The 20,558-nt window shown below is 73.2% G+C and carries 19 protein-coding genes; 7 read left to right on the top strand and 12 right to left on the bottom strand.

Annotation, left to right across the window (positions count from 1 at the left end; translation table 11 throughout):
• Nucleotides 1–23: 23 nt before the first annotated feature.
• On the bottom strand, nucleotides 24–626 hold the full coding sequence (locus tag IF29_RS0100500) for a TetR/AcrR family transcriptional regulator (protein WP_030248133.1): 603 nt from the start codon (nucleotides 624–626) through the stop codon (nucleotides 24–26).
• Between the two features lie 211 nt (nucleotides 627–837).
• Between IF29_RS0100500 and IF29_RS0100495 the strand changes: the two genes are divergently transcribed.
• From IF29_RS0100495 to IF29_RS41415, 3 genes are read left to right on the top strand one after another with little or no spacing between them, the layout of a single operon-like run.
• Nucleotides 838–1,749 (top strand): RNA polymerase sigma factor SigF, encoded by a 912-nt coding sequence (locus IF29_RS0100495; RefSeq protein ID WP_380523099.1) that lies wholly within the window; start codon nucleotides 838–840, stop codon nucleotides 1,747–1,749.
• A 2-nt stretch (nucleotides 1,750–1,751) separates the two neighbouring features.
• Nucleotides 1,752–2,132 (top strand): STAS domain-containing protein, encoded by a 381-nt coding sequence (locus IF29_RS0100490; protein WP_030248130.1) that lies wholly within the window; start codon nucleotides 1,752–1,754, stop codon nucleotides 2,130–2,132.
• Nucleotides 2,132–2,578 (top strand): ATP-binding protein, encoded by a 447-nt coding sequence (locus IF29_RS41415; RefSeq protein ID WP_157623495.1) that lies wholly within the window; start codon nucleotides 2,132–2,134, stop codon nucleotides 2,576–2,578. The genes IF29_RS0100490 and IF29_RS41415 overlap by 1 nt, the downstream gene beginning before the upstream one ends.
• A gap of 3 nt (nucleotides 2,579–2,581) precedes the next feature.
• Here IF29_RS41415 and IF29_RS0100480 read toward each other — a convergent pair whose 3' ends face one another.
• The 3 genes from IF29_RS0100480 to ureA are packed head-to-tail and all read right to left on the bottom strand — an operon-like array spanning nucleotide 2,582 to nucleotide 6,110.
• Nucleotides 2,582–3,640, bottom strand: coding sequence for an agmatine deiminase family protein (locus IF29_RS0100480; protein WP_030248129.1), 1,059 nt, complete (start codon nucleotides 3,638–3,640; stop codon nucleotides 2,582–2,584).
• A gap of 11 nt (nucleotides 3,641–3,651) precedes the next feature.
• Entirely contained in the window at nucleotides 3,652–5,349 is a 1,698-nt protein-coding gene (locus IF29_RS0100475; RefSeq protein WP_030248126.1) for an urease subunit alpha, read from the bottom strand.
• Between the two features lie 56 nt (nucleotides 5,350–5,405).
• Nucleotides 5,406–6,110, bottom strand: coding sequence for an urease subunit gamma (gene ureA / locus IF29_RS0100470; RefSeq protein WP_030248123.1), 705 nt, complete (start codon nucleotides 6,108–6,110; stop codon nucleotides 5,406–5,408).
• 235 nt (nucleotides 6,111–6,345) lie between these two features.
• Here ureA and IF29_RS41410 point away from each other — a divergent pair, with 235 nt between their 5' ends.
• Complete coding sequence (locus IF29_RS41410; protein ID WP_051724724.1) at nucleotides 6,346–8,550, top strand: SpoIIE family protein phosphatase; 2,205 nt, start codon at nucleotides 6,346–6,348, stop codon at nucleotides 8,548–8,550.
• Here the strand turns inward: IF29_RS41410 and IF29_RS0100460 are convergent.
• Nucleotides 8,541–9,599: a DUF2637 domain-containing protein gene (locus tag IF29_RS0100460; RefSeq protein ID WP_030248121.1), complete on the bottom strand. Its 1,059-nt coding sequence runs from the start codon at nucleotides 9,597–9,599 to the stop codon at nucleotides 8,541–8,543. The genes IF29_RS41410 and IF29_RS0100460 overlap by 10 nt on opposite strands.
• A 279-nt stretch (nucleotides 9,600–9,878) precedes the next feature.
• Here IF29_RS0100460 and IF29_RS0100455 point away from each other — a divergent pair, with 279 nt between their 5' ends.
• Entirely contained in the window at nucleotides 9,879–11,261 is a 1,383-nt protein-coding gene (locus IF29_RS0100455; RefSeq protein ID WP_198037233.1) for a glycosyltransferase family 39 protein, read from the top strand.
• On the opposite strand, the gene IF29_RS41405 is transcribed toward IF29_RS0100455, so the two are convergent.
• From IF29_RS41405 to moaA, 3 genes are all read right to left on the bottom strand, one after another.
• Nucleotides 11,228–12,091: a hypothetical protein gene (locus IF29_RS41405; RefSeq protein ID WP_380523095.1), complete on the bottom strand. Its 864-nt coding sequence runs from the start codon at nucleotides 12,089–12,091 to the stop codon at nucleotides 11,228–11,230. The two genes, IF29_RS0100455 and IF29_RS41405, sit on opposite strands and share 34 nt — an antisense overlap.
• Before the next feature lie 105 nt (nucleotides 12,092–12,196).
• Nucleotides 12,197–13,048, bottom strand: a complete 852-nt coding sequence (locus IF29_RS0100445) for a hypothetical protein (RefSeq protein WP_051724722.1) — start codon at nucleotides 13,046–13,048, stop codon at nucleotides 12,197–12,199.
• A gap of 108 nt (nucleotides 13,049–13,156) precedes the next feature.
• On the bottom strand, nucleotides 13,157–14,161 hold the full coding sequence (moaA, locus tag IF29_RS0100440; RefSeq protein WP_030248113.1) for a GTP 3',8-cyclase MoaA: 1,005 nt from the start codon (nucleotides 14,159–14,161) through the stop codon (nucleotides 13,157–13,159).
• 130 nt (nucleotides 14,162–14,291) lie between these two features.
• On the opposite strand from moaA, the gene IF29_RS0100435 reads away from it, so the two are divergent.
• On the top strand, nucleotides 14,292–14,870 hold the full coding sequence (locus IF29_RS0100435) for a nucleotidyltransferase family protein (protein ID WP_030248112.1): 579 nt from the start codon (nucleotides 14,292–14,294) through the stop codon (nucleotides 14,868–14,870).
• Between the two features lie 119 nt (nucleotides 14,871–14,989).
• Here IF29_RS0100435 and IF29_RS0100430 read toward each other — a convergent pair whose 3' ends face one another.
• A complete protein-coding gene (locus tag IF29_RS0100430) occupies nucleotides 14,990–15,826 on the bottom strand; it encodes an IclR family transcriptional regulator (protein WP_084713301.1) in 837 nt (278 codons plus the stop codon).
• A gap of 106 nt (nucleotides 15,827–15,932) precedes the next feature.
• Here IF29_RS0100430 and aceB point away from each other — a divergent pair, with 106 nt between their 5' ends.
• The gene (gene aceB, locus IF29_RS0100425; protein ID WP_030248107.1) at nucleotides 15,933–17,567 is read left to right on the top strand and encodes a malate synthase A; all 1,635 of its coding nucleotides are present in this window, start codon (nucleotides 15,933–15,935) and stop codon (nucleotides 17,565–17,567) included.
• Nucleotides 17,568–17,659: 92 nt separating this feature from the next.
• On the opposite strand, the gene IF29_RS49200 is transcribed toward aceB, so the two are convergent.
• From IF29_RS49200 to IF29_RS0100415, 3 genes are all read right to left on the bottom strand, one after another.
• Nucleotides 17,660–17,734 carry a hypothetical protein gene (locus IF29_RS49200; protein ID WP_475630825.1) on the bottom strand — a complete coding sequence of 25 codons (75 nt, stop codon included), beginning with the start codon at nucleotides 17,732–17,734 and terminating at the stop codon, nucleotides 17,660–17,662.
• 174 nt (nucleotides 17,735–17,908) lie between these two features.
• The gene (locus IF29_RS0100420) at nucleotides 17,909–18,862 is read right to left on the bottom strand and encodes a quinone oxidoreductase family protein (protein ID WP_030248104.1); all 954 of its coding nucleotides are present in this window, start codon (nucleotides 18,860–18,862) and stop codon (nucleotides 17,909–17,911) included.
• A gap of 194 nt (nucleotides 18,863–19,056) precedes the next feature.
• Nucleotides 19,057–20,439, bottom strand: coding sequence for an 8-oxoguanine deaminase (locus IF29_RS0100415; protein WP_030248102.1), 1,383 nt, complete (start codon nucleotides 20,437–20,439; stop codon nucleotides 19,057–19,059).
• Nucleotides 20,440–20,558 lie beyond the last annotated feature (119 nt).

The raw sequence follows: 20,558 nt of genomic DNA, 5'->3' as shown, positions 1-20,558 counted from the left end.
CCGCCCGGCCCGCTGCGGCGGCGTCACCGCAGGTGGAGCGAGTCGTCCAGGTATTCGCCGATGTGCGCCAGCGCCGCCTCCCGGCCGGCCCCGGGCACTCCGGTGACCACGGGCGTGCCGAAGCCGTCCAGCAGGGCGCCGAGCCGTACCGCGAAGCGCTCCGGGTCGACGGCCCGGAACTCGCCGGCTGCGATGCCCTGGCGCAGCAGTGCCACCAGGTCCGTCCGCCAGGCGGCCTCGATCACGGCCTGCCCGGTGCGCATCGCCTCGACGGCGAGCGAGCGGCCCCAGACCTCCACCCACAGGGCCCAGCGCGGGTCGCCGATGCCGGTCGGCAGGTAGAGGGCGACGTAGTCGTCCAGCCGCCGGGCCGCCGGCGCGTCCGAGCGGAGCGCGGTGCGGCGGCGCTCGCCCAGTTCGGACTCGCTCCAGCCCAGGGTCTCCAGCAGCAGCTGGTCCTTGCTGCCGAAGTAGTAGAGGAGGTGTCCCGCGCTCATGCCCAGGCGCCGTCCGAGCCCGGCCATGGTCAGTGCGGCCAGCCCCTGCCCGGCGATGGCGTCCATCGCCGCGGCGAACACCTCCTCGCGCGGCGGCGCGGGGCGTCGGCCCTGCTCCCGGTCTGGCACGCCGGTCCCTCCGATGGCGTTGGAATGTCGTTCTAACCCAGTAAAGCAGCCGGACCGGAGCCGGACCGGCGCGCCCGTTCGAAATCATTCCGGCTCCCGGCGCATGGGATCGACCTGCCCGGGTACACGACCGCCCGAAGTCAGTCCTGATCAGTGAGCGATCGACCGCGTGGAAGCCGTTCATGCCGGTCACATCCCAGGGAGGAGCACCATGAACAGCAGTACCAAGGTCATGACGAGGAGCACCGCCGCTGCCCCGCAGCGGTCCGCGGAACCCGTCGCGGACGTGGCACTGCCTGCCTTCGCCGACCCCGCCGCTGTCGTCCACCCCGCCGCTCTCCTGGACCCGGCCGGTGTCAGTCCCACCGACGCCCGGGCCATGTCCAAGGTGATGTTCGCCCGGCTGGCGACGCTGGAGGAGGGCACGCACGAGTACCAGTACGTGCGCAACACCCTGGTGGAGCTGAACATGGCGCTGGTCCACTTCGCCGCCGCGCGGTTCCGCACCCGCAGCGAGCCGATGGAGGACATCGTCCAGGTCGGCACGATCGGCCTGATCAAGGCCATCGACCGGTTCGACCCGGCCCGCGGGGTGGAGTTCCCCACCTTCGCCCTGCCGACCGTGCTCGGCGAGATCAAGCGCTTCTTCCGGGACACCAGCTGGGCCGTGCACGTGCCGCGCCGGCTGCAGGAGCTCCGGCTCGCCCTGGCCCGGGCCGGCGACGACCTCGCCCAGGCGCTGGACCGCTCCCCGACCGCGGCCGAGCTGGCCGCGCACCTCGACATCACCGAGGAGGAGGTCTGCGAGGGCCTGGTCGCCAGCAACGCCTACTCGGTGAGCTCCCTGGACGCCCAGCCCGGCGAGGACGAGACCGAGGGCTCCTTCGCGGACCGGGTCGGCACCCTCGACCCCGGGTTGGAGGGCATCGAGAACCTGGAGTCGCTCAAGCCGCTGATGGCCGGGCTCAGCGAGCGCGAGCGGATCCTGCTGTCGCTGCGCTTCGGAGCCGAACTGACGCAGTCCCAGATCGGCGCGGAGCTGGGCATCTCGCAGATGCACGTCTCCCGGCTGCTGACCCGGGCCCTGGACAAGCTGCGGGCGCACCTGCTCGTCGAGGAGTGACCGTGCCCGAGCTCGGAGCGGACGCGATCCCGCGCTTCGCCGTGCACCTGCGCGAGGTCGGAGCCGTCCCGGTACTGGCCCTCACCGGCGAGTTGGACCACGACACCGCCCCGGCCCTGCGGGAGCGGCTGGCGGAGGCCCTGGCGCGGGCCGGACGGGCGGGACGCCGTCCGACCGTGGTGGTGGACTGCTCCGAGCTGGCCTTCTGCGACTCCACCGGGCTCAATGTGCTGCTGGCGGCCCGACTGCAGGCCGACGGTCAGGGCGTGGTCATCCGGCTGGCCGCGCTGCGCGGCCATGTGGTCCGGATGTTCGACATCACCGGCGCCGGGACGGTGTTCAGCGTCCATCCCGATCTCGACGACGCGCTGGCGGCCGCGTGATGGGCCAGGACACGGTCAGGCGCACCCCGGTCCTGCCACCCGGCGGCCAGATCCGGCGGCTGGCCCTGACCGGCACCGCGGGGCCGGTCGGACGGGCCCGCGACTTCTCCCGCAAGGCGCTGACCGACTGGGAGTGGCTGCCGGGGCGGACCGAGGAGCAGCAGGCGGTGGCCGAGGACGTGCTGCTGCTGGTCTCGGAACTGGTCACCAACGCCTGCCTGCACGCCGGCGGGCCGACCGAGCTGGCGCTGCGCTGCACCGGGGAGCGGCTGCGGGTGGAGGTCTCCGACCTCAGCCCGCACCAGCCCCACCCGCGCACCCCGCACCAGGCGGCCCGCCCCGGCGGCCACGGCCTGCACATCGTCACCCGGCTGGCCGAGGTCTGGGGCAGCGCCCCGTCCGAGCGCGGCAAGACGGTCTGGCTGGAGGTCCGGGCGGCCCGCTGAGGTTCAGGCCCGGGGCTGCTGCTGGGTGATGCAGTGAATGCCGCCCCCGTTGGCGAAGATCTCCCGGGCGTCGACCAACTCGACCTTCCGGTCCGGGAAGTGACGGGCGAACAGTTCGGCGGCGGCCTGGTCGCGGGGGTCGTCGAAGGCGCAGAGGACGACGGCGCCGTTGCAGAGGTAGTGGTTGATGTAGGAGTAGTCGACGGGTTCGCCGTCCTCCTCGAAGAGCACGGTGGGGGCCAGGAGTTCGACCACCTCCAGCCGGCGGCCGCGGGCGTCGGTGGAGGCCCGGAGCAGGTCGGCGATCTGCCGGGTGACCTCGTGGTCGGGGTGGGCCGGGTCGGGCTGGCTGTGCACCGCGACGGTGCCGGGCTTGAGGAAGGCGGCGACGATGTCGATGTGGCCGCGGGTGCCGAAGCGCTGGTAGTCGCGGGTCAGGCCGCGCGGCACCCAGATCGCCTTGGTGGTGCCCAGGTGGGCGTGGATCTCCGCCTCCACCTGCTCCTTGGTCCAGTCCGCGTTGCGGCCCTCGCCGAGCTGCACGGTCTCGGTGAGCAGGACGGTGCCCTCGCCGTCGACGTGGATGCCTCCGCCCTCGTTGATCAGGCGGGAGGCGAAGCGGCGGACCCCGGCCAGGGCGCTGACCTCCTCGGCGATGTGCTGGTCGTGCTCCCAGCTGGCCCACTCCTGGGCGCCCCAGCCGTTGAAGACCCAGTCGGCGGCGGCCAGGCCGCCCTTGCCGTCGGTGAGGAAGGTGGGGCCGATGTCGCGCATCCAGGCGTCGTCCAGCGGCCGTTCGACGATCTCGACCTCGGCGGAGACGTAGCCGCGGGCGGCCTCGGTCTCGCCGAGGGCGACCACCAGCGTCACCGGCTCGTAGCGGACCACGGTGTTGGCGACGGCGGCCCAGGCCTCCCGGGCGGCGTGCAGGTCGTCACCGGTGAAGGTCTCGTTGGGGGTGGGGAAGGCCATCCAGGTGCGGTCGTGCGGCTGCCACTCGGCGGGCATCGAGTAGCCCAGCTCGGCGGGGGTCTGCGGGTCGGGGATCTGAGGGTTCGTCATGGTGCTTGTCCTTAGAGGAAGTAGAGGCGGCTGAGGGAGACCGAGTCGGCCGGGACGGACTGCAGCAGCTCGCCGTCCAGGGAGACCAGCCCGGTGGCCGGGTCGACGTCGACGGTGCCGGTGCGGCCGTTGCGCAGCATGTCGCGCGGGCCGATGCCACGGGTGTTGCGGACCGCGACGCGCCGGCGCCGGGTCGGCATGGCGTCGCCGTTGTCGACGGCCGCCTGGGCGACGAAGGCCACCGAGATGTCGGCGGCGGTCGCCCCGTGCGCCCCGAACTGCGGGCCCAGCACCAGCGGTTCGCAGCGGTCGGTGGAGGCGTTGGGGTCGCCGGTGACCCCGTAGGCGGGGAAGCCGGACTTCAGCACCAGTTGCGGCTTGGCGCCGAAGTGGTCGGCGCGCCAGAGCACCAGGTCGGCGAGCTTGCCGACCTCGATGGAGCCGATCTCGTGGGCCAGGCCGTGGGCGATGGCGGGGTTGATGGTGAGCTTGGCGATGTAGCGCAGCACCCGCTCGTTGTCGTCGCCGCCGCTGCTCTCACCGAACGAACCTGCACCGTCCATGGGGCCCAGCTCGTACTTCATCTTCCCGGCCAGGGCGAAGGTCCGGCGCACCGTCTCGCCGGCCCGGCCCATGCCCTGGGCGTCGGAGGAGGTGATGCCGATGACGCCCAGGTCGTGCAGCACGTCCTCGGCGCCCATGGTCCCGGCCCGGATCCGGTCGCGGGCCATCGCGGCGTCACCGGGCAGGTCGACCTTGAGGTCGTGCGCGGAGACGATCATGCCGAAGTGCTCGCCCAGCGCGTCCCGGCCGAAGGGCAGGGTCGGGTTGGTGGAGGAGCCGATGACGTTGGGGACACCGGCCATCTTCAGCACGTTGGGGACGTGTCCGCCGCCGCAGCCCTCGATGTGGAAGGCGTGGATGGTCCGGCCCGCCAGCACGGCCAGGGTGTCCTCCACGGACAGGCACTCGTTCAGCCCGTCGGTGTGCAGGGCCACCTGGACGTCGTGCTCCTCGGCGACCCGCAGAGCGGTGTCCAGCGCGCGGGTGTGCGCGCCCATGTCCTCGTGCACCTTGAAGCCGGAGGCGCCGCCCTCGGCCAGGGCCTCGACCAGCGGTGCGCCGTCCGAGGAGGAGCCGCGGGCCAGGAAGCCGATGTTCACCGGCCAGGCGTCGAAGGCGTTGAAGGCGTGCCGCAGCGCCCAGGGCGAGTTGACGCCGACCCCCCAGACCGGGCCGAACTCCTGGCCGATGATCGTGGTGACGCCGGAGGCCAGCGAGGCCTCCATGATCCGCGGCGACAGCAGGTGCACATGGGTGTCGATGGCCCCGGCCGTGGCGATCATGCCCTCGCCGGAGACGATGGTGGTGCCGGTGCCGACCACGACGTCCACCCCGTCCAGGGTGTCCGGGTTCCCGGCCCGGCCGATGGAGCAGATCCGGCCCTCGCGGATGCCGATGCTGGTCTTGCGGATGCCCTGCACGGCGTCGATGACCAGGACGTTGCTGATCACCACGTCGCAGGTGTCGCGGACGGCGGCGGCCTTGAGGTGCAGGCCGTCCCTGGCCGTCTTGCCGAAGCCGGCCAGGAACTCCTCGCCGGGCTGCTGGGAGTCGGACTCGACCCGGACGATCAGACCGGAGTCGCCCAGCCGGACCCGGTCGCCGGTGCGCGGGCCGTGCACGGCGATGTAGTCGGCGGGGGAGATGGTGCTGCTGGGCCCGGGGCGGCCGTGGCAGCCGTGGGCGTCGAAACCGCTGGCGGTCACTGGCCGTCCTCCTGGTACTGGGTCAGATATCCGGTGGCGCGGGCCTTCTCCAGTGCCGCCTCCCTGGCGCCGGGGGCGTCCAGCGGGCCGTCCACCAGGCCGGCGAAGCCGATGGCCACCCGGGCGCCGCCGATCGGCAGCAGTTCCACCTCGACGGTCGCCCCGGCGTCGAAGCGCACCGTGGAGCCGGCCGGTACCGCCAGTCGGGTGCCGTAGGCGGCGGCGCGGTCGAAGGCGAGCCGCGGATTGGCCTCAAAGAAGTGGAAGTGCGAGGTGACGCTGATCGGCACCGGCGAGGTGTTGCGCACCGGCAGCCGTACCGGCGCTTCGGGTGCCTGGTAGCCCTCGCCGGTGCCGGGCAGTGCGGCCCCGGGGGCGTCCGAGCCCAGCGATCCGGCGCCGCGGAACGGGTCGTCGATCACGCAGAGCCTGGTCCCGTCGTCGAAGACCGCCTCCACCTGCAGCGTGGTCACCACGTCCGGGACGCCGGGCAGCACGTCGGCGGCGGTCAGCACGGACCGGCCGGCCTCGACCGCCTCGGCCAGCCGCCGGCCGTCACGGGCGGCCTCGCAGACGGTGTCGGCGATCAGCGCGGTGGCCTCCGGCACATTCAGCCGCACCCCGCGCGCCCGCCGCGCTCGGGCCAGCTCGGCGGCGGTGAAGAGCAGCAGCCGGTCCCGCTCGGTCGGTGTCAGTCGCACAGTGCCTCGTCCCGGTCTTTAGAACGCCGTTCAAACCCTCGCTGGCATTGAACCCCGACCGACTGGTCGATGTCCAGCAAGGAGCCGGGACGCGCCGGACTCCGATTCCGGCATTGCCGCTGATACCTTCATCCGACAGGATGAAGCCCAGATAAACGTGACGTTTTTCCGCAGTCGCCGGCCAGGGGCCGCCGACCTCCGGGAGTCACGGAACCGACGACCGGCAGGGAGAGCAATGGCGTCCGCACCCCAGTCGCCGCGCCTGCCCACGGAGCTTCCGGGACTCACCTTCCTCTCCTCGTCCGGCGGTCTGATGGCAGCGAGCCTGCAGGGCGATTCGGAGTCCGGTGAGGCCACCCCCGCCTGGCTGGCGCCGGCCATGGCCGCCAACGGGATCGGCTCCTTCGACTGGGACCTGCACAGCGACATCGTCGACGGCGACGACCGCGCCTGTCTGATCCTCGGCATCCCGCTCGACGACGGCACCGGGCACCGCCCCCCGCCGCTGAACTCCGAGTCCTTCCTGGCCATGCTGCACCCCGAGGACGCCCCGATCGTGCGGCGCCGGGTGGCCAGGGCGGTGGAGACGCTGGGCCAGTGCGGCGCCTACTACCGCACCGTCTTCGCCGACGGCGAGATGCACGCGGTGCGCTTCCGCGGACGGGTCCTGGCCGACGAGCGCGGCAGGCCCTCGCACATGGTCGGCTTCGTCTGGGACGCCACCGCCGAGCTGCACAAACGGGTGCGCGCCGACCATCTGGCGGTGCTCCGCGAGGAGCGCACCCGCTTCATCAAGGAGGCCGCCCGGGCCCTGTCCGAGGCCACCAGCATGAACGACGTGGCCCGGGTCTTCACCGAGCTGCCGCTGCCGGGCATCCCCCCGGACGGGCTGATCCTGGCCGTGCTGGAGAACGGCCGGATCCAGATCCTGCGCTCCACCGGCTACGACCCGGACACCGCGCCGCCGCCGCACAACCACGTCCCGCTGGACGCCGACCACCCGGCGGCGCTGGCGCTGCGCACCCGCACCCCGGTGTTCATCTCCAGCCGGCCGGAGTACCAGCAGCGCTTCCCCGGCGCCTGGGCGCCGATGGTGCAGCACACCAGGCACAGCGCCTGGGCCTTCCTGCCGCTGATCGCCAGCGGCCGACCGCTGGGCGTCTGCCTGGTCAGCTTCGCCGAGGACCGCGAGCTGGACTCCGAGGACCGGACCCTGCTCAGCACCCTGGGCGGCATGGTCGCCCAGTCGCTGGCCCGGGCCCGGCTGCACGACGCCGAGCACGAGCTGGCCGCGGGCCTGCAGCGGGTGCTGCTGCCGCGCCGGGTGCCGCCGCTGCCCGGGTTCAGCACCGCGGTGCGCTACCTCCCGGCCGGGACCGGGCTGCAGATCGGCGGCGACTGGTACGACGTGGTGCCGCTGCCCGGCGGCCACGTCGGGCTGGTCATCGGCGACGTGCAGGGGCACGACGTGCACGCCGCCGGGGTGATGGGCCAGCTGCGGATCGCGCTGCGCGCCTACGCCGCCGAGGGCCACCCGCCGGCCGCGGTGATGGCCCGCGCCTCACGCTTCCTCGCCGACCTGGACACCGGGCACTTCGCGACCTGCCTCTACGCCGAGGTCAACGTCGACTACGGCGCCGTCTACGCGGTGCGCGCCGGGCACCTGGACCCGCTGGTGCGCCGCGCCGACGGCAGCGCCGCGGTCCAGCCGGTGGCCGGCGGGCTGCCGCTGGGCATCGACCCGGAGAGCGCCTACCCGGTCACCCGGTTCACCCTGGACCCTGGGGAGATGCTCCTGCTCTGCACCGACGGACTGGTGGAGACCCGCACCATCGACATCGACGAGGGCATGGAGCGGCTGCGCCGTACCATCGCCGGTCCGCACCCGGAGGGGCCCGCGGCCCTGGAGGCGCTGGCCGACCGGCTGGAGGAGCAGGCTGCCGACAGCCATGACCGGGACGACGACATCGCCCTGCTGCTGCTCCGCTGGGAGGGCCCGGCCGAGAGCCGCCCCCGGCAGCTGCGGCGCCGGATCCAGCAGGCCGACCTGGCCCAGATCTCCGAGGTGCGCGGCGAGCTGCGGGACGCGGTCCGGCGCTGGGGTGTCGGCGACCTCGCCGACACCGTGGAACTGCTGACCTCGGAGCTGGTCACCAACGCCCTGGTGCACACCGACCGGGACGCGGTGCTGACCGCCCGCCTCTACCAGGAGGGCGGCCCGGAGGGGCCGGCCCGGCTCCGGGTCGAGGTGGACGACGAGTCGGACCTGTGGCCCCGCCGCCGCACGCCCGGGGAGCAGGCCTCCTCCGGGCGCGGGCTGATGCTGGTCGAGGCGCTCTCCGACGCCTGGGGCGTGGACCCCCGGGGCAGCGGCAAGCGGATGTGGTTCGAGCTGATCCACCGTCAGCCGAAGGCCGCCGACCCGGAACCTCAGCCGTAGAGCTGTTCCAGGTCCTTGAGCTTCTGCTCCAGCGAGTCCAGCCTGGGCAGGGTCAGCGTGTCGTCCTCCGCCGAGAGGTCGAAGGTCCGCTCCTCCGGCCTGGGCCGCACCGGCAGCTCGACCACCGGCGGGACCGGGGTCGCGGGGGTCTCCGTCTCCAGCGGGTCGTTGTCGGCTATGACGGGCTCCGCGGCCGGTGAGCGCTCACCCGCGGCCGTACGCGGACCGGCCGGGGCCGGCAGCTCCGCCTGTGCGCGCAGCCCGCGGGACCAGCCGCGGCTGCTCAGCGCCCGCAGCTCGGCCCGCTCGTGCCGGGAGGCCCGGCGCTGCTCGTGCCGCTCGATCTCGCGCTGCCGCTTGTCGTCGCGGACCTCGTCGACCGCCTCGTCCAGGCTGCGGACGTTCTCCAGCAGCATCAGCGACCAGGCGGCGTAGGTCTCCCGGGGCGCCCGCAGCCAGCGCACGATGCGGATCTGCGGCAGCGGACGCGGCACCAGGCCCTGCTCGCGCAGCGCCGCCCGGCGGGTCTGCTTCAGCGCGCGGTCGAACAGCACCGCGGCCGAGAGCGACATCCCGGCGAAGAACTGCGGCGCGCCGTGGTGGTCCACCCCGCGCGGCGCGTGCACCCAGTTGAACCAGGCGGAGGCGGCCGCGAACAGCCACACCAGGATGCGCGAGCCCAGCGCCGCGTCGCCGTGGCTGGCCTCGCGCACCGCCAGCACCGAGCAGAAGCACGCCGCCCCGTCCAGGCCGAACGGCACCAGGTACTCCCAGCCGCCGGACAGCCCCAGGTTCTGCACGCCGAAGCCGACCAGCCCGTGGAAGGACAGCGCGGCGGCCACCGCGGCGCAGCAGAACAGCAGCACGTAGGAGGCCGAGCCGTACAGGGCCTCCTTCTTGCGCCGCCGTTCCTCGCTGCGCTCCCACGAGTCGGTGCTCGCACGGGAGGCGGAGCCGCGCGACCGCAGCAGGGTCGCCAGCCCCGCGATGAGAAGCAGGCCCGTGACGGCAGCGACGCCCCACCCCAGCGTTGTGTCGGAAACTCTCATGCCCCTGCCCAAACCTCGGAGCTCAAACGTCCACGACCCCGGCCGGTGCCGAAGTGGGAACCATCCTGGCTCAAACCTCCGGGGCGCATGATGCTTTTGGGATGGATACACCGGAAGGGTGTATCCGTCGTTGGTGTACACACCGGGTAGGGTGGCCGGATGCCCCCCGTGTCCACCCGCTCCCGCCTGCGGCTTCGCCCCTCCGAAGGGTCCGGGGCCGGGCGTCGCGGACCGGAGCGGCGACTCGGAACGCCGGCACTGCTGCTGCCTCCTGTGGTAGTGGCGTTGACGCTGGGCCTGTGGGGCATCGGCCGGGACCGCAGTCTCTGGGGCGACGAGGCGGTCAGCCTGGAGGTCGCGCACCGCAGCACCGGGCAGATCTGGGCGCTGGTCCACCAGGTCGACGCCGTGCACGCGCTGTACTACCTGCTGCTGCACGGCATGTTCCAGCTCCACGACGGCGGCCCGGCAATGCTGCGGCTGCCCTCGGTGCTGGGCACGGCGGCAGCGGCGGCCGGGGTCGCCCTGATCGGACGCCGGCTGGCCGGACCCCGGGCCGGGCTCGCCGCAGGCCTGGTCCTGCCGGTCTTCCCCGCGGTCCAGCAGTACGCGCAGGAGGGCCGCTCCTATGCGCTGGTCATGGCCGCGGTGGTGTTCAGCGGGCTGCTGCTGCTCCGGGCGGTGGAACGCCCGAGCGCCGGGCGCTGGTGCGGCTACGCGGCAGCGGCCCTGGTCACCTGCCTGCTGCACGAGTACGCGGCCCTGGCCATCGCCGCCCACGCGGTGACGCTGCTGCTGGCGCGGGTGCCGCGCCGGGTGTGGGCGGGCTGGGCGGCGGCCATGGTGGCGGTACTGGCCGGCCTGGCCCCGCTGGCCGTGGCCGGGGCGGAACAGGCCCAGCAGGTCGCCTGGATCACCGCCCCGAGCACCGGGACCGTGCTGTTCGCCGCCGGGATGTGCCTGCTCGGCGGGCTCTGCGCGCTGGTGCCGCAGCGGCAGTCCGGCGCCGTCAGCCTGCGCGGCTTCGCGCTGCCGCTGCTCCTGCTGCCGCAGGCGGTGCTGCTGGGCGTCTCGCTGGTGCACCCGGTCTACCTGGACCGCTACGTCCTGTTCGAGTACGCGGGCCTGGCCCTGCTGGTGGGCTCGGCGCTGGACGCGCTCGGGCGGCGGCTGCCCCGGCTGGGCTGGCGCGCGCTGCTGGCCGTACCGCTGGCGCTGCTCCTGCTGCTGCCGGTGGAGATGCAGCTGCGGACCCCGCAGAGCCGGTCCGACGACCTGCAGGGCACCGCCAGGGCGGTCGCCGCGCTCGCCGAGCCGGGGGACGGGGTGCTCTTCATGCCGACCTCGCGGCGCCAGTCCGAGCTGGCGTTCCCGCAGGACTACGCGGGGCTGACCGATCTGGCGCTGTCCGCCCCGGTGGCCGGTTCGGCGACGCTGGGCGGCGTCGAGCTGACGCCGCAGCAGATCACGGACCGGATGGCGGACTTCACCCGGATCATCACCGTCCGCACCAAGGGGAAGGGGCCCTCGCCGACCGCGGCGGCCCGGGACCGGGCCAAGCAGGCGGAGCTGACCTCGGGGTTCCAGAAGTGCACCAGCCTGGAGGTCAAGGGCGTCGAGATCAGCCTCTACGCCCGGCCCGGCGCCTGCCCGTCCCGCTGATCGGCCGCTGCGCCGGGACCGCCGTCCTCGGCCAGCCACACCGGCACGCCCCCGAAGGTCCGGACCAGCCGGGCCGCCTCGGCCCGCAGCAGTACGGCCTCCGGGCTGGGGGAGACCTCGGCCAGCGAGGCCAGCGCGGGGGCGATGCCGATGGCGAAGCCGATCAGCTCGCGCAGCCGCAGCGACTCGGCGAAGCCGTGCCTGGCCCCGGCGAGGTTGCCGTCCTGCTGGGCGATGGAGGCGAGGTGCCGCCAGGTGTAGGACAGCAGCAGGTCGTCCCGCTGCTGCTCGGCCCCGGCGTGGGCGCGACGGTAGGCGGTGCGGGCGGCGGCCGGGTCCTTCAGCAGGTTCTCGGCGACCAGTCCGCGGCGGAAGTCCAGCAGCGGACGGCCCGGCGCGTCCGGCGGGAGCATCGCGGAGGCCCGGCCGAGGGCCATCTGGGCCTCGTCCAGCCGGTCGTGCACCCGCAGCAGGGTCGCGCAGTAGGCGAGGTAGCCGCGGGCGCAGGCGGCGGCGGCCCGGGTGCCGTCGACCCGCGCGCCCGCCTCGGCCAGCCGCAGCGCGCTCTCGGCCTCGCCCCAGCCGCGGTTCTCGAAGAGCGAGCGCTCGATCAGCAGCTCGGCCCGGTCCAGCGCGGCCTCCGGGGAGTGCGCGGCGGCGGGCTCCAGCAGCGCGGCGGCCGGCTCCCAGCAGCCGCGGGAGCGCAGCAGCCAGACCGTGGCGCCGCCGTCGGGCGTGGCGGCCCCGGGAGCCGAGTCGTCGGGGACCGATCCGTCGGGGTTCGGGATCGCTGTCGTTCGCTGGTCCGACGCGCCTCGGTTGACCGACAAGGACGGCTCCCCTCCGTGCTGCTGGGCCGGTGGTGACGGAATTGCAACACGCAGTCGACCACCCGCGCCAGATCAATCACAGATCCAGTTCGAACTGACGTGGCGTCAGTTCGAGCCGCCGGTGCGGAGCAGTTCCCGCGCCGCGGAGTTCACCGGCTGCGGAACGCCCTCCAGATCCAGCTCGAACAGGGCCACCAGCAGCTGGTCCGCCCGGTTGCGGGACTCCTGGTTGTAGCCGGCCAGGGTGAACATCACCGGCTGCAGCTCGTCGGCGTGCAGGGTGTTCAGCCACAGGCACTCGACCGCGCGCAGGTCGGCCGGCTCGGTCCAGGTGTCGACCTGGGCCACGACCGTGGTCCCGAGCAGGCACACCCCTTCGCGGTCCTGCGAGTCGGACACCTCCAGGGTGCCGAAGCCCAGCCACTCCAGGTAGCGGGCCGCGGCCAGGATCGCGTCGTCCGAGTTCCGCACCGGATGCGGGACGAACGGCGGCCGCGAGGGCGCCGGGCGGCGGCCCACCGGTGGCTGCGCCGCGGGCGGCTGCCCCGGCTGCGGGCCGGACGGGTACGGGCCGGCCACGGGCTGTCCCGAGGGGTGCTGCACCGCGGGGCGCTGGACCGTCGGCGGCTTGGGCGGCGCGATCGGCACCGGCCTGCGGTCGGTGTCCACCGGCAGGCGCACAGTAGCCCCGCAGGAGCAGGTGAACTCGGGCTGCGGCCACTGCTCGGACCGTCCGCAGGACGGGCAGCGCATGCTCAGCCAGGAGTCCTCCCAGGAGCGGAACCGCACCTGGACCGGCACCCCGCCGCGCAGCAGCGGCACCTTGAGGCTGGCCCCGCAGGGGCACGGGAAGACGGACGGCTCGTAGGCGTGCTCCCGACGGCAGGACGGGCAGCGCACCGGGCGGGCAGCGGGCTGTGGCGCCCCCTGGCTGTCGGGCTGCGGCGTGGCGGGCATGACTAACCGTCCGTTCCGGTCGGGGCGGGCTGCGCCCTAACATCCTCGCTGATCCAAACGGGTTCGGGGAGGCCCTTTATCGGACGGGACGGTGCGGATCGCGGGTGATCAGCCGCCGATGGCCGACATCGGACGGTCCGGCTGCCGGAAGTCGGCGCTGCCGATGGCGTGGCCGGGGCCCTTGCCGGCGATCGAGTCGCGCCAGGCGGCCTCGACCGCGTCGTCGTCGGCACCGCCCCTGAGCAGGGCCCGCAGATCCGACTCGGTGGCCGCGAACAGGCAGTTGCGCAGCTGGCCGTCGGCGGTGAGCCTGACCCGGTCGCAGCCGCCGCAGAAGGGTCGGGTCACGCTGGCGATCACGCCGATGACCGCGTCGGTCCCGACCACCCGCCACTCCTCGGCGGGCGCGTTGCCCTCGCGGGGCAGCGGCGCCAGCTCGAAGCGCTCGCCGAGCCGGGCCAGGATCTCGTCGGCGGTGACCATCCTGGCCCGGTCCCAGGCGCCCTGGGCGTCCAGCGGCATGGACTCGATGAAGCGCATCCGGTAGCCGTGCTCGACGGCGAAGGCGGCCAGCTCGGCGATCTCGTCGTCGTTGACGCCGCGCACCGGCACCGCGTTGACCTTCACCGGCGCCAGCCCCGCCAGCTGGGCCGCGGCCAGGCCGAGCAGCACGTCCTGGAGCCGGTCGCGGCGGGTGATCGCGGCGAAGCGCTCCGGCCGCAGCGTGTCCAGGCTGACGTTGACCCGCCGCAGACCGGCCTCGCGCAGGGCGGCGGCGCTGCGGGCCAGGCCGACGCCGTTGGTGGTGATCGACAGCTCCGGGGCGTTCGGCAGCGCGGCCAGCCGGGCGACCAGGCCCGGCAGCCCGCGCCGCAGCAGCGGCTCGCCGCCGGTGAGCCGGACCGTGCGGATGCCCAGCCGGCTGGTCGCCAGGGCGACCAGCCGCACCAGCTCGTCGTCGGTCAGCAGCTCCGGTCGCGGCAGCCAGTCCAGGCCCTGCTCCGGCATGCAGTAGGTGCAGCGCAGGTTGCACCGGTCGGTCAGGGACACCCGCAGATCGGTGTGGACCCGGCCTAGACGGTCCGTCAGGGGGGAGGCGGTGGTGCAGGGCATTGGCCCAGTAGAACGGCCGTACCGGGCAACGGTCCAGCGGGTGAAGCCCCGGTGAACGGGGGAGGCGGCGGCGGCAGGGCTGTAGTTTCGTCCAACGCGGGGTCCGGGTCCCTCCCGGCAGACTGGACGCATGCCCTCCACACCTGTCGCCCTGCTGCTGGCCGCCGGCGAGGGACGCAGGTTGGGGCTGGGCCCCAAGGCACTGCTGCCCTACCAGGGGCGTCCGCTGGTCGAGCATGCGCTCGCAGTGCTGCGGGCGGGGGGCTGCGAGCGGATCGTGGTCGTGCTGGGCGCGGGGGCCGAGGAGGTCCTGGCGACGGCCGAGCTGGGGGACTGCACGGTCGTGCGCAACGGGGACTGGCGCACCGGGATGGGGTCCTCGCTGCGCGCGGGCCTGGGTGCGCTGCCTGCGGATGCGCCAGCGGTGCTGGTCTCGCTGGTGGACACGCCCGGGGTGACGCCTGCGGCGGTGGCGCGAGTGCTCGCTGCGGAGGGGTTCGCCGCGGCGGCGTACGGGGGGCGGCGGGGGCATCCGGTGCGGATCCCTGCGGGGTACTGGGGGGAGGCGGCGCGGGGTGCGGTGGGGGACGCGGGGGCGCGAGCGCTGTTCGCTGCGCGGGCCTCGGAGCTTCTGTTGGTGGAGTGTGGGGACGTTGCTTCGGGAGACGACGTCGACACTGTTGGCCAATGGGAGCGGTGGCGGGGTTAGCCGTCTGCTCTACCTGGTGCGTGGTTGTTCGCGCAGTTCCCCGCGCCCCTAGCTGATTGCAAGCGGGCCAGTTGCAGACCCCTGGGGGCGCGGGGAACTGCGCGAACAACCATCTACGGTCAGTCAGCTGTCCCCAGAGCCTGACCCAAGCGCACGGCGATCTCCCGCATCTGCGGGATGAGCCCGCCGCTACGGGCTTCCAGCGCCTGCACCCGGGCCTCGGGCCCCGAGATGGAGAGCGCCGTGGGCGTGGGGGCGCCGGGGACCAGGACGGCGATGCAGCGGACGCCGATCTCCTGTTCCTGGTCGTCGACGGCGTAGCCACCGGCCCGGACCGCGTCGAACTGGGCGAGCAGCCGGGCCGGGTCGGTGACGGTGTGTTCGGTGTGGGCGGGCAGCGCCGCGCTGCCGAGCACACCCGCCGCCTCCTCCCGGGGCAGCTGCGCCAGCAGGATCTTGCCGACGGCGGTGCAGTGCGGCTGCACCCTGCGGCCGACCTCGGTGAACATCCGCATGGAGTGCCGCGAGGGCACCTGCCCGACGTAGACGACCTCGCCGGCCTCCAGCACCGCGAGGTTCGCGGTCTCGCCGGTTGCCTCCATCAGCTCGGCCAGGTAGGGCCGGGCCCAGCTGCCCAGCAGCCGCCCCGCGGTCTCGCCGAGGCGGATCAGCCGGGGGCCGAGGGTGTACCGGCGGGCGGTGTCCTGGCGGACGTACCCCTGCTGGACCAGGGTGCGGACCAGGCGGTGGATGGTGGGCATCGGCAGTCCCGAGGCGGCCGCCAGATCGCTCAGCGTGCTCACCCCGCCCGAGTCGGCGAGCACCTCGAGCAACTGGAAGGCGCGCTCGACGGACTGGACGCCTCCGGAGCGGTCTGCCGGAGCGTCGATCGATGCGGGGGATGCCGCCACAGGACTACCTTCCAGGGCAGGGGTACGGTGTGCCGCGATCAACATCAACAAAGTGTTGAAATTCTGTATCGCGGAAACTAGCCTCCACCTTACAGAAGACCGAGGGTACCGAGCACGCCTTTCGATCATCATCCTGAAGGAGCATTGGACCATGGCAGGACCGCAGGAAGCCGAACCCGCCTCCATCGTCGTCGCCGGCCTCCCGGTCGACCGGGGCGAGGAGGTGCTGACGCCGGAGGCGCTCGCCTTCGTCGCCGACCTGTCCCGCCGCTTCGGGCCGCGCCGCCGCGAACTGCTGGCGCTGCGCAAGGAGCGCCGCGCCCGGATCGCCGCCGAGGGCACCCTGGACTTCCTCCCCGAGACCGCCGCCGTCCGCAGCGGCGACTGGAAGGTCGCCGCCGCACCCCGGGCCCTTCAGGACCGCCGGGTCGAGATCACCGGCCCCACCGACCGCAAGATGGTCGTCAACGCCCTCAACTCCGGTGCCAAGGTCTGGCTCGCCGACTTCGAGGACGCCACCGCGCCGACCTGGAGCAATGTCGTCGAGGGGCAGATCAACCTGATCGACGCCTTCGAGCGCCGGATCGACTTCAGCACCGGCGCCGGGAAGAGCTACGCGCTGCGCCCCGACGCCGAACTCGCCACCGTCGTGGTCCGCCCGCGCGGCTGGCACCTGGACGAGGCGCACCTGCTGGTGGACGGCGAGCCGGTGGCCGGCGCCTTCGTCGACTTCGGGCTGTACTTCTTCCACAACGCCGCCCGGCTGCTGGCCCGCGGCGCGGAGGACCCCAACTCGGGCCCGTACTTCTACCTCCCCAAGACCGAGAGCCACCTGGAGGCCCGGCTCTGGAACGAGGTCTTCACCCACGCCCAGGAGGCCCTCGGCATCCCGCACGGCACCGTCAAGGCCACCGTCCTGATCGAGACGATCACCGCGGCCTTCGAGATGGACGAGATCCTCTACGAGCTGCGCGACCACGCCGCCGGGCTGAACGCCGGGCGCTGGGACTACCTCTTCTCGATCATCAAGAACCTGCGCGACGCCGGGGAGCAGTACATCCTCCCGGACCGCAACTCCGTCGGCATGACCTCGCCGTTCATGCGCGCGTACACCCAACTGCTGGTCCAGACCTGCCACAAGCGCGGCGCCCACGCCATCGGCGGGATGGCCGCGTTCATCCCCTCCCGCCGCGACCCGGCCGTCAACGCGGCCGCGATGGAGAAGGTCACCGCGGACAAGGAGCGCGAGGCCGGCAACGGCTTCGACGGCTCCTGGGTGGCCCACCCCGACCTGGTGCCGATCTGCCGGACCGCGTTCGACGCGGTGCTCGGCGACCGGCCCAACCAGAAGGACGTCCAGCCGGCCGGCACCGTCACCGCCGCCGAACTGCTGGACATCGCCGGCGCGGACGGGGAGTGCACGGCCGTCGGACTGCACAACGCGGTCCAGGTCGGCATCCGCTACATCGAGGCCTGGCTGGGCGGGTTGGGGGCGGTCGCCATCTTCAACATGATGGAGGACGCCGCCACCGCGGAGATCTCCCGCTCGCAGATCTGGCAGTGGATCTACAACGGGGTGGTGCTGGACGACACCGGCGTCAAGGTCACCCCGGAGCTGGTCCGCGAGCTGGTCGCCACCGAACTCGCGGAGCTGCGCAGCGAGTTGGGCGACGAGGCGTACCAGGCCGGTCGCTGGACCGAGGCCGCCGGGCTGTTCGAGCAGGTGGCGCTGGCGGAGGAGTTCCCCGACTTCCTGACCCTGCCCGGCTACGCCCTGTTGGGCTGAGCGGGCAGCAACGACCGGCGGCGGTGACCGGGAACAAACCTGGGGAGGTCCTTCCTGGTCACCGCCGCCTGATTGCCTGTCGGCACGACCTGTCAGCGGCAGTTGGGCCGCCGGCCGTGGTTGGCCTTGCGCCTGCGCCAGCTGCGCTTGCGGGTCTTCTTCGACATGACGCCTCCCGAGGATCGTGTCCTACGGGGCAGATGATGGACCGTCAGAACAGTTGTGGCTAGGGCAGGGGCTTCTTTGGCTGCGGACCGTAGTGGGCTTGTCGCGCAGTTCCCCGCGCCCCTAACCCCCAGGGGCGCGGGGAACTGCGCGACAAACCAGGCAGGTGCCGCACGCTACCGCCAGGGATCCAGCACCAGCTTCCCCACGGTCCGCCGAGCGCGCAGCTCACTGTGGGCCCGGGCCGCCTCCGACATCGGGTACGCCTCGCCCACCAGCGGGTTGAGCTCGCCCGCGGCAACCATCCGCAGCAGCTCCGCCATCGGCTCGGCATGCAGCGCGGGCTTGCCCACACAGTGCATCAGCCAGAAGCCGACCACGGCGGTCGAGTGCGCCATCAGCTTCCCCGCGGCGACTGCCGTGGGCTCGGTGCGCGAGGCCATGCCGTAGGTCACCAGGCGTCCGAACGGCGCCAGCGCGGCCAGCGACGCGTCGAACACCGGGCCGCCGGTCATCTCCAGCACCAGGTCGACCTTGGCGCCCCCGTTGGCCTCGACCAGGCGCTCCTTCAGCCCCTCGGCCTCGGCCTCCACCGCGACGTCCGCGCCGAGCTCCAGGGCCAGCTCCCGCTTCTCCTTGCTGGACGCGGTGGCGATGATCCGTCCGGCCCCGAAGCGCCGGGCCAGCTGCACCGCCAGCGAGCCGGTGCCGCCCGCCGCCGCGTGCACCACCACGGTCTCGCCGGGGGCCATCCGTCCGGCCGTCCGCAGCAGGTGCCAGGCCGTCAGGCCCTGGACGACCAGCGCCAGTGCGGCCCCGTCGGACACTCCGTCGGGCACCTCGGTCGCCATGTTCTCCCAGGCCACGGCCTTCTCGGCGTAGCCGCCGGTGGCGGTGAGCGCGACCACCCTGCGGCCGTCGGCGGTCAGGCCGACCACCTCGCCGCCGGGCACCATCGGAAGGGTGCTGCGGGAGAGGTAGGAGTCCTCCACCGAGTGGGTGTCCGCGTAGTTCACGCCGACCGCGGCGACGTCGATGAGCAGCTGCCCCGGCTTGGCCACAGGATCGGGCAGCTCGACCGGCCGCAGTACCTCGGGGCCGCCGAACTCGGTGATCTGGATCGCCCGCATACCTGACTCCTTACCAGTGGGTAACACCTTGGAGTCCCAACATACCGGCTGGTATGTCATCCGGGTACGCCGCGGCCCCGGATCCTCGCCGTGGATCCGGGGCCGCGGTCCCCGGCGGCGCGCAGGGCGCTGCCGGGGAGCCCGGGTGCCACACCGTCCAGCGGCACCCGGAGTTCAGGGGGTTCTGCACCGGCTCAGGTGCGGGAGGCCAGCTCCTTGGCCGCGTCGGCGGCCGCCTTGGCGATCCGGTCCTCGTTGACCGTGGTCAGGTGGCCGTTCTCGACCACCGGGCGGCCGTTGACCAGCAGCAGGGTCAGTGGCGGCAGCGCGCCCAGGGTGAGCGCGGCGATCGGGTCGGCGATCGAGGAGTGCATCACCCCGTCGATCTTCCACAGCGCCAGGTCGGCGAGCTTGCCGACCTCGATGGAGCCGATCTCGTTCTGCCGGCCCAGCACCCGGGCGCCGCCCATGGTGCCGAGGCGCAGCGCCTTGCGCCCGGTCAGCGCGTCGGGGCGGCCGTGCAGCCGGTTGATCAGCAGCGCGTTGCGCAGTTCGGTGCCCAGCTCGCCGGACTCGTTGGAGGCGGTGCCGTCCACGCCCAGGCCGACCGGGACACCGGCCGCGAGCATGTCCGGGACCCGGGCGATGCCGGCCGCCAGGCGGGCGTTGGAGGACGGGCAGTGCGCCACCCCGGTGCCGGTCTCGGCGAACTTGGCGATGTCCGAGTCGTTCATGTGGACGCAGTGCGCCATCCAGACGTCCTCGCCCAGCCAGCCGGTGGACTCGAAGTAGTCGGTCGGGCCCATGCCGAACAGCTCCTTGCAGAACTGCTCCTCCTCGGCCGTCTCCGAGCCGTGGGTGTGCAGCCGTACGCCCTTGCGGCGGGCCAGCAGCGCGGCCTCGCGCATCAGCTCGGTGGAGACCGAGAACGGCGAGCAGGGCGCGATGGCGATCTGCAGCATCGAGTCGAAGGAGGCGTCGTGGTAGCGGTCCACCGCCGCCTCCGAGGCGATCAGGATCTCCTCGGTCTGCTCCACCGCGTGGTCCGGGGGCAGGCCGCCGTCCTTCTTGCTGCGGTCCATCGAGCCGCGCAGCGCGGTGAAGCGCATGCCCAGCTCGGCCACCGCCTCGATCTCGGCGCCGAGGATGTCGCCGCCATCCTTGGGGAAGACGTAGTGGTGGTCGCTGGCCGTGGTGCAGCCGGACTTCAGCAGGGCCGCGGTCGAGCCCTGGGCGGCTGCGTGGACCAGGCGGTCGTCGATCCGGGCCCAGGTCGGGTAGAGCGCGACCAGCCAGTCGAACAGGATGTTGTCCTGCGCCAGCCCGCGGGTGATCCACTGGTAGAAGTGGTGGTGGGTGTTGACCAGGCCCGGGGTGACCAGGTGGCCCTCGGCGTTGATCCGGCGCACCACGCCCTGCAGCCACTGCGGGGCGGGGCCCTCGCCGACCGACTCGATGCGGTTGCCGGCGATCACCACGTGCCCGCGGGTGTACTCGTTGTCGGCGGCGTCCACGGTGGCGATGGCCGCGTTCTCGATGACGATGCGCTCGTCGGAGGACGGGGGAAGGAAGGTCATCTGCTGTCTCAGCTCCTCGGCGATGGCGGTGTGGGCTCCGGGTCCCACAAGAACCGCCGTCGGGTGGGGCTGCCCAGGGCGGGACGGCGGGAGAATCCCTGGGGTGGTGCTGGAGGAAG

Origin of the sequence: Streptacidiphilus jeojiense, assembly GCF_000719095.1 — a bacterium.
Lineage (GTDB): Bacteria > Actinomycetota > Actinomycetes > Streptomycetales > Streptomycetaceae > Streptacidiphilus > Streptacidiphilus jeojiensis.
Note: the sequence above shows the minus strand (reverse complement) of the source record. Positions and strands in the feature narration are given on the sequence as shown.

Bases quoted from the DNA above. Each gene is read 5' to 3' on its own strand.
- IF29_RS41415 (WP_157623495.1), top strand. From the start codon at position 2,132: ATGGGCCAGGACACGGTCAGGCGCACCCCGGTCCTGCCACCCGGCGGC.
- IF29_RS0100430 (WP_084713301.1), bottom strand. From the start codon at position 15,826: ATGTTGATCGCGGCACACCGTACCCCTGCCCTGGAAGGTAGTCCTGTG.
- IF29_RS0100445 (WP_051724722.1), bottom strand. From the start codon at position 13,048: ATGCCCGCCACGCCGCAGCCCGACAGCCAGGGGGCGCCACAGCCCGCT.
- IF29_RS0100415 (WP_030248102.1), bottom strand. From the start codon at position 20,439: ATGACCTTCCTTCCCCCGTCCTCCGACGAGCGCATCGTCATCGAGAAC.
- moaA (WP_030248113.1), bottom strand. From the start codon at position 14,161: ATGCCCTGCACCACCGCCTCCCCCCTGACGGACCGTCTAGGCCGGGTC.
- IF29_RS41410 (WP_051724724.1), top strand. From the start codon at position 6,346: ATGGCGTCCGCACCCCAGTCGCCGCGCCTGCCCACGGAGCTTCCGGGA.
- IF29_RS0100480 (WP_030248129.1), bottom strand. From the start codon at position 3,640: ATGACGAACCCTCAGATCCCCGACCCGCAGACCCCCGCCGAGCTGGGC.
- IF29_RS0100460 (WP_030248121.1), bottom strand. From the start codon at position 9,599: ATGAGAGTTTCCGACACAACGCTGGGGTGGGGCGTCGCTGCCGTCACG.
- IF29_RS0100435 (WP_030248112.1), top strand. From the start codon at position 14,292: ATGCCCTCCACACCTGTCGCCCTGCTGCTGGCCGCCGGCGAGGGACGC.
- aceB (WP_030248107.1), top strand. From the start codon at position 15,933: ATGGCAGGACCGCAGGAAGCCGAACCCGCCTCCATCGTCGTCGCCGGC.
- IF29_RS0100420 (WP_030248104.1), bottom strand. From the start codon at position 18,862: ATGCGGGCGATCCAGATCACCGAGTTCGGCGGCCCCGAGGTACTGCGG.
- IF29_RS0100495 (WP_380523099.1), top strand. From the start codon at position 838: ATGAACAGCAGTACCAAGGTCATGACGAGGAGCACCGCCGCTGCCCCG.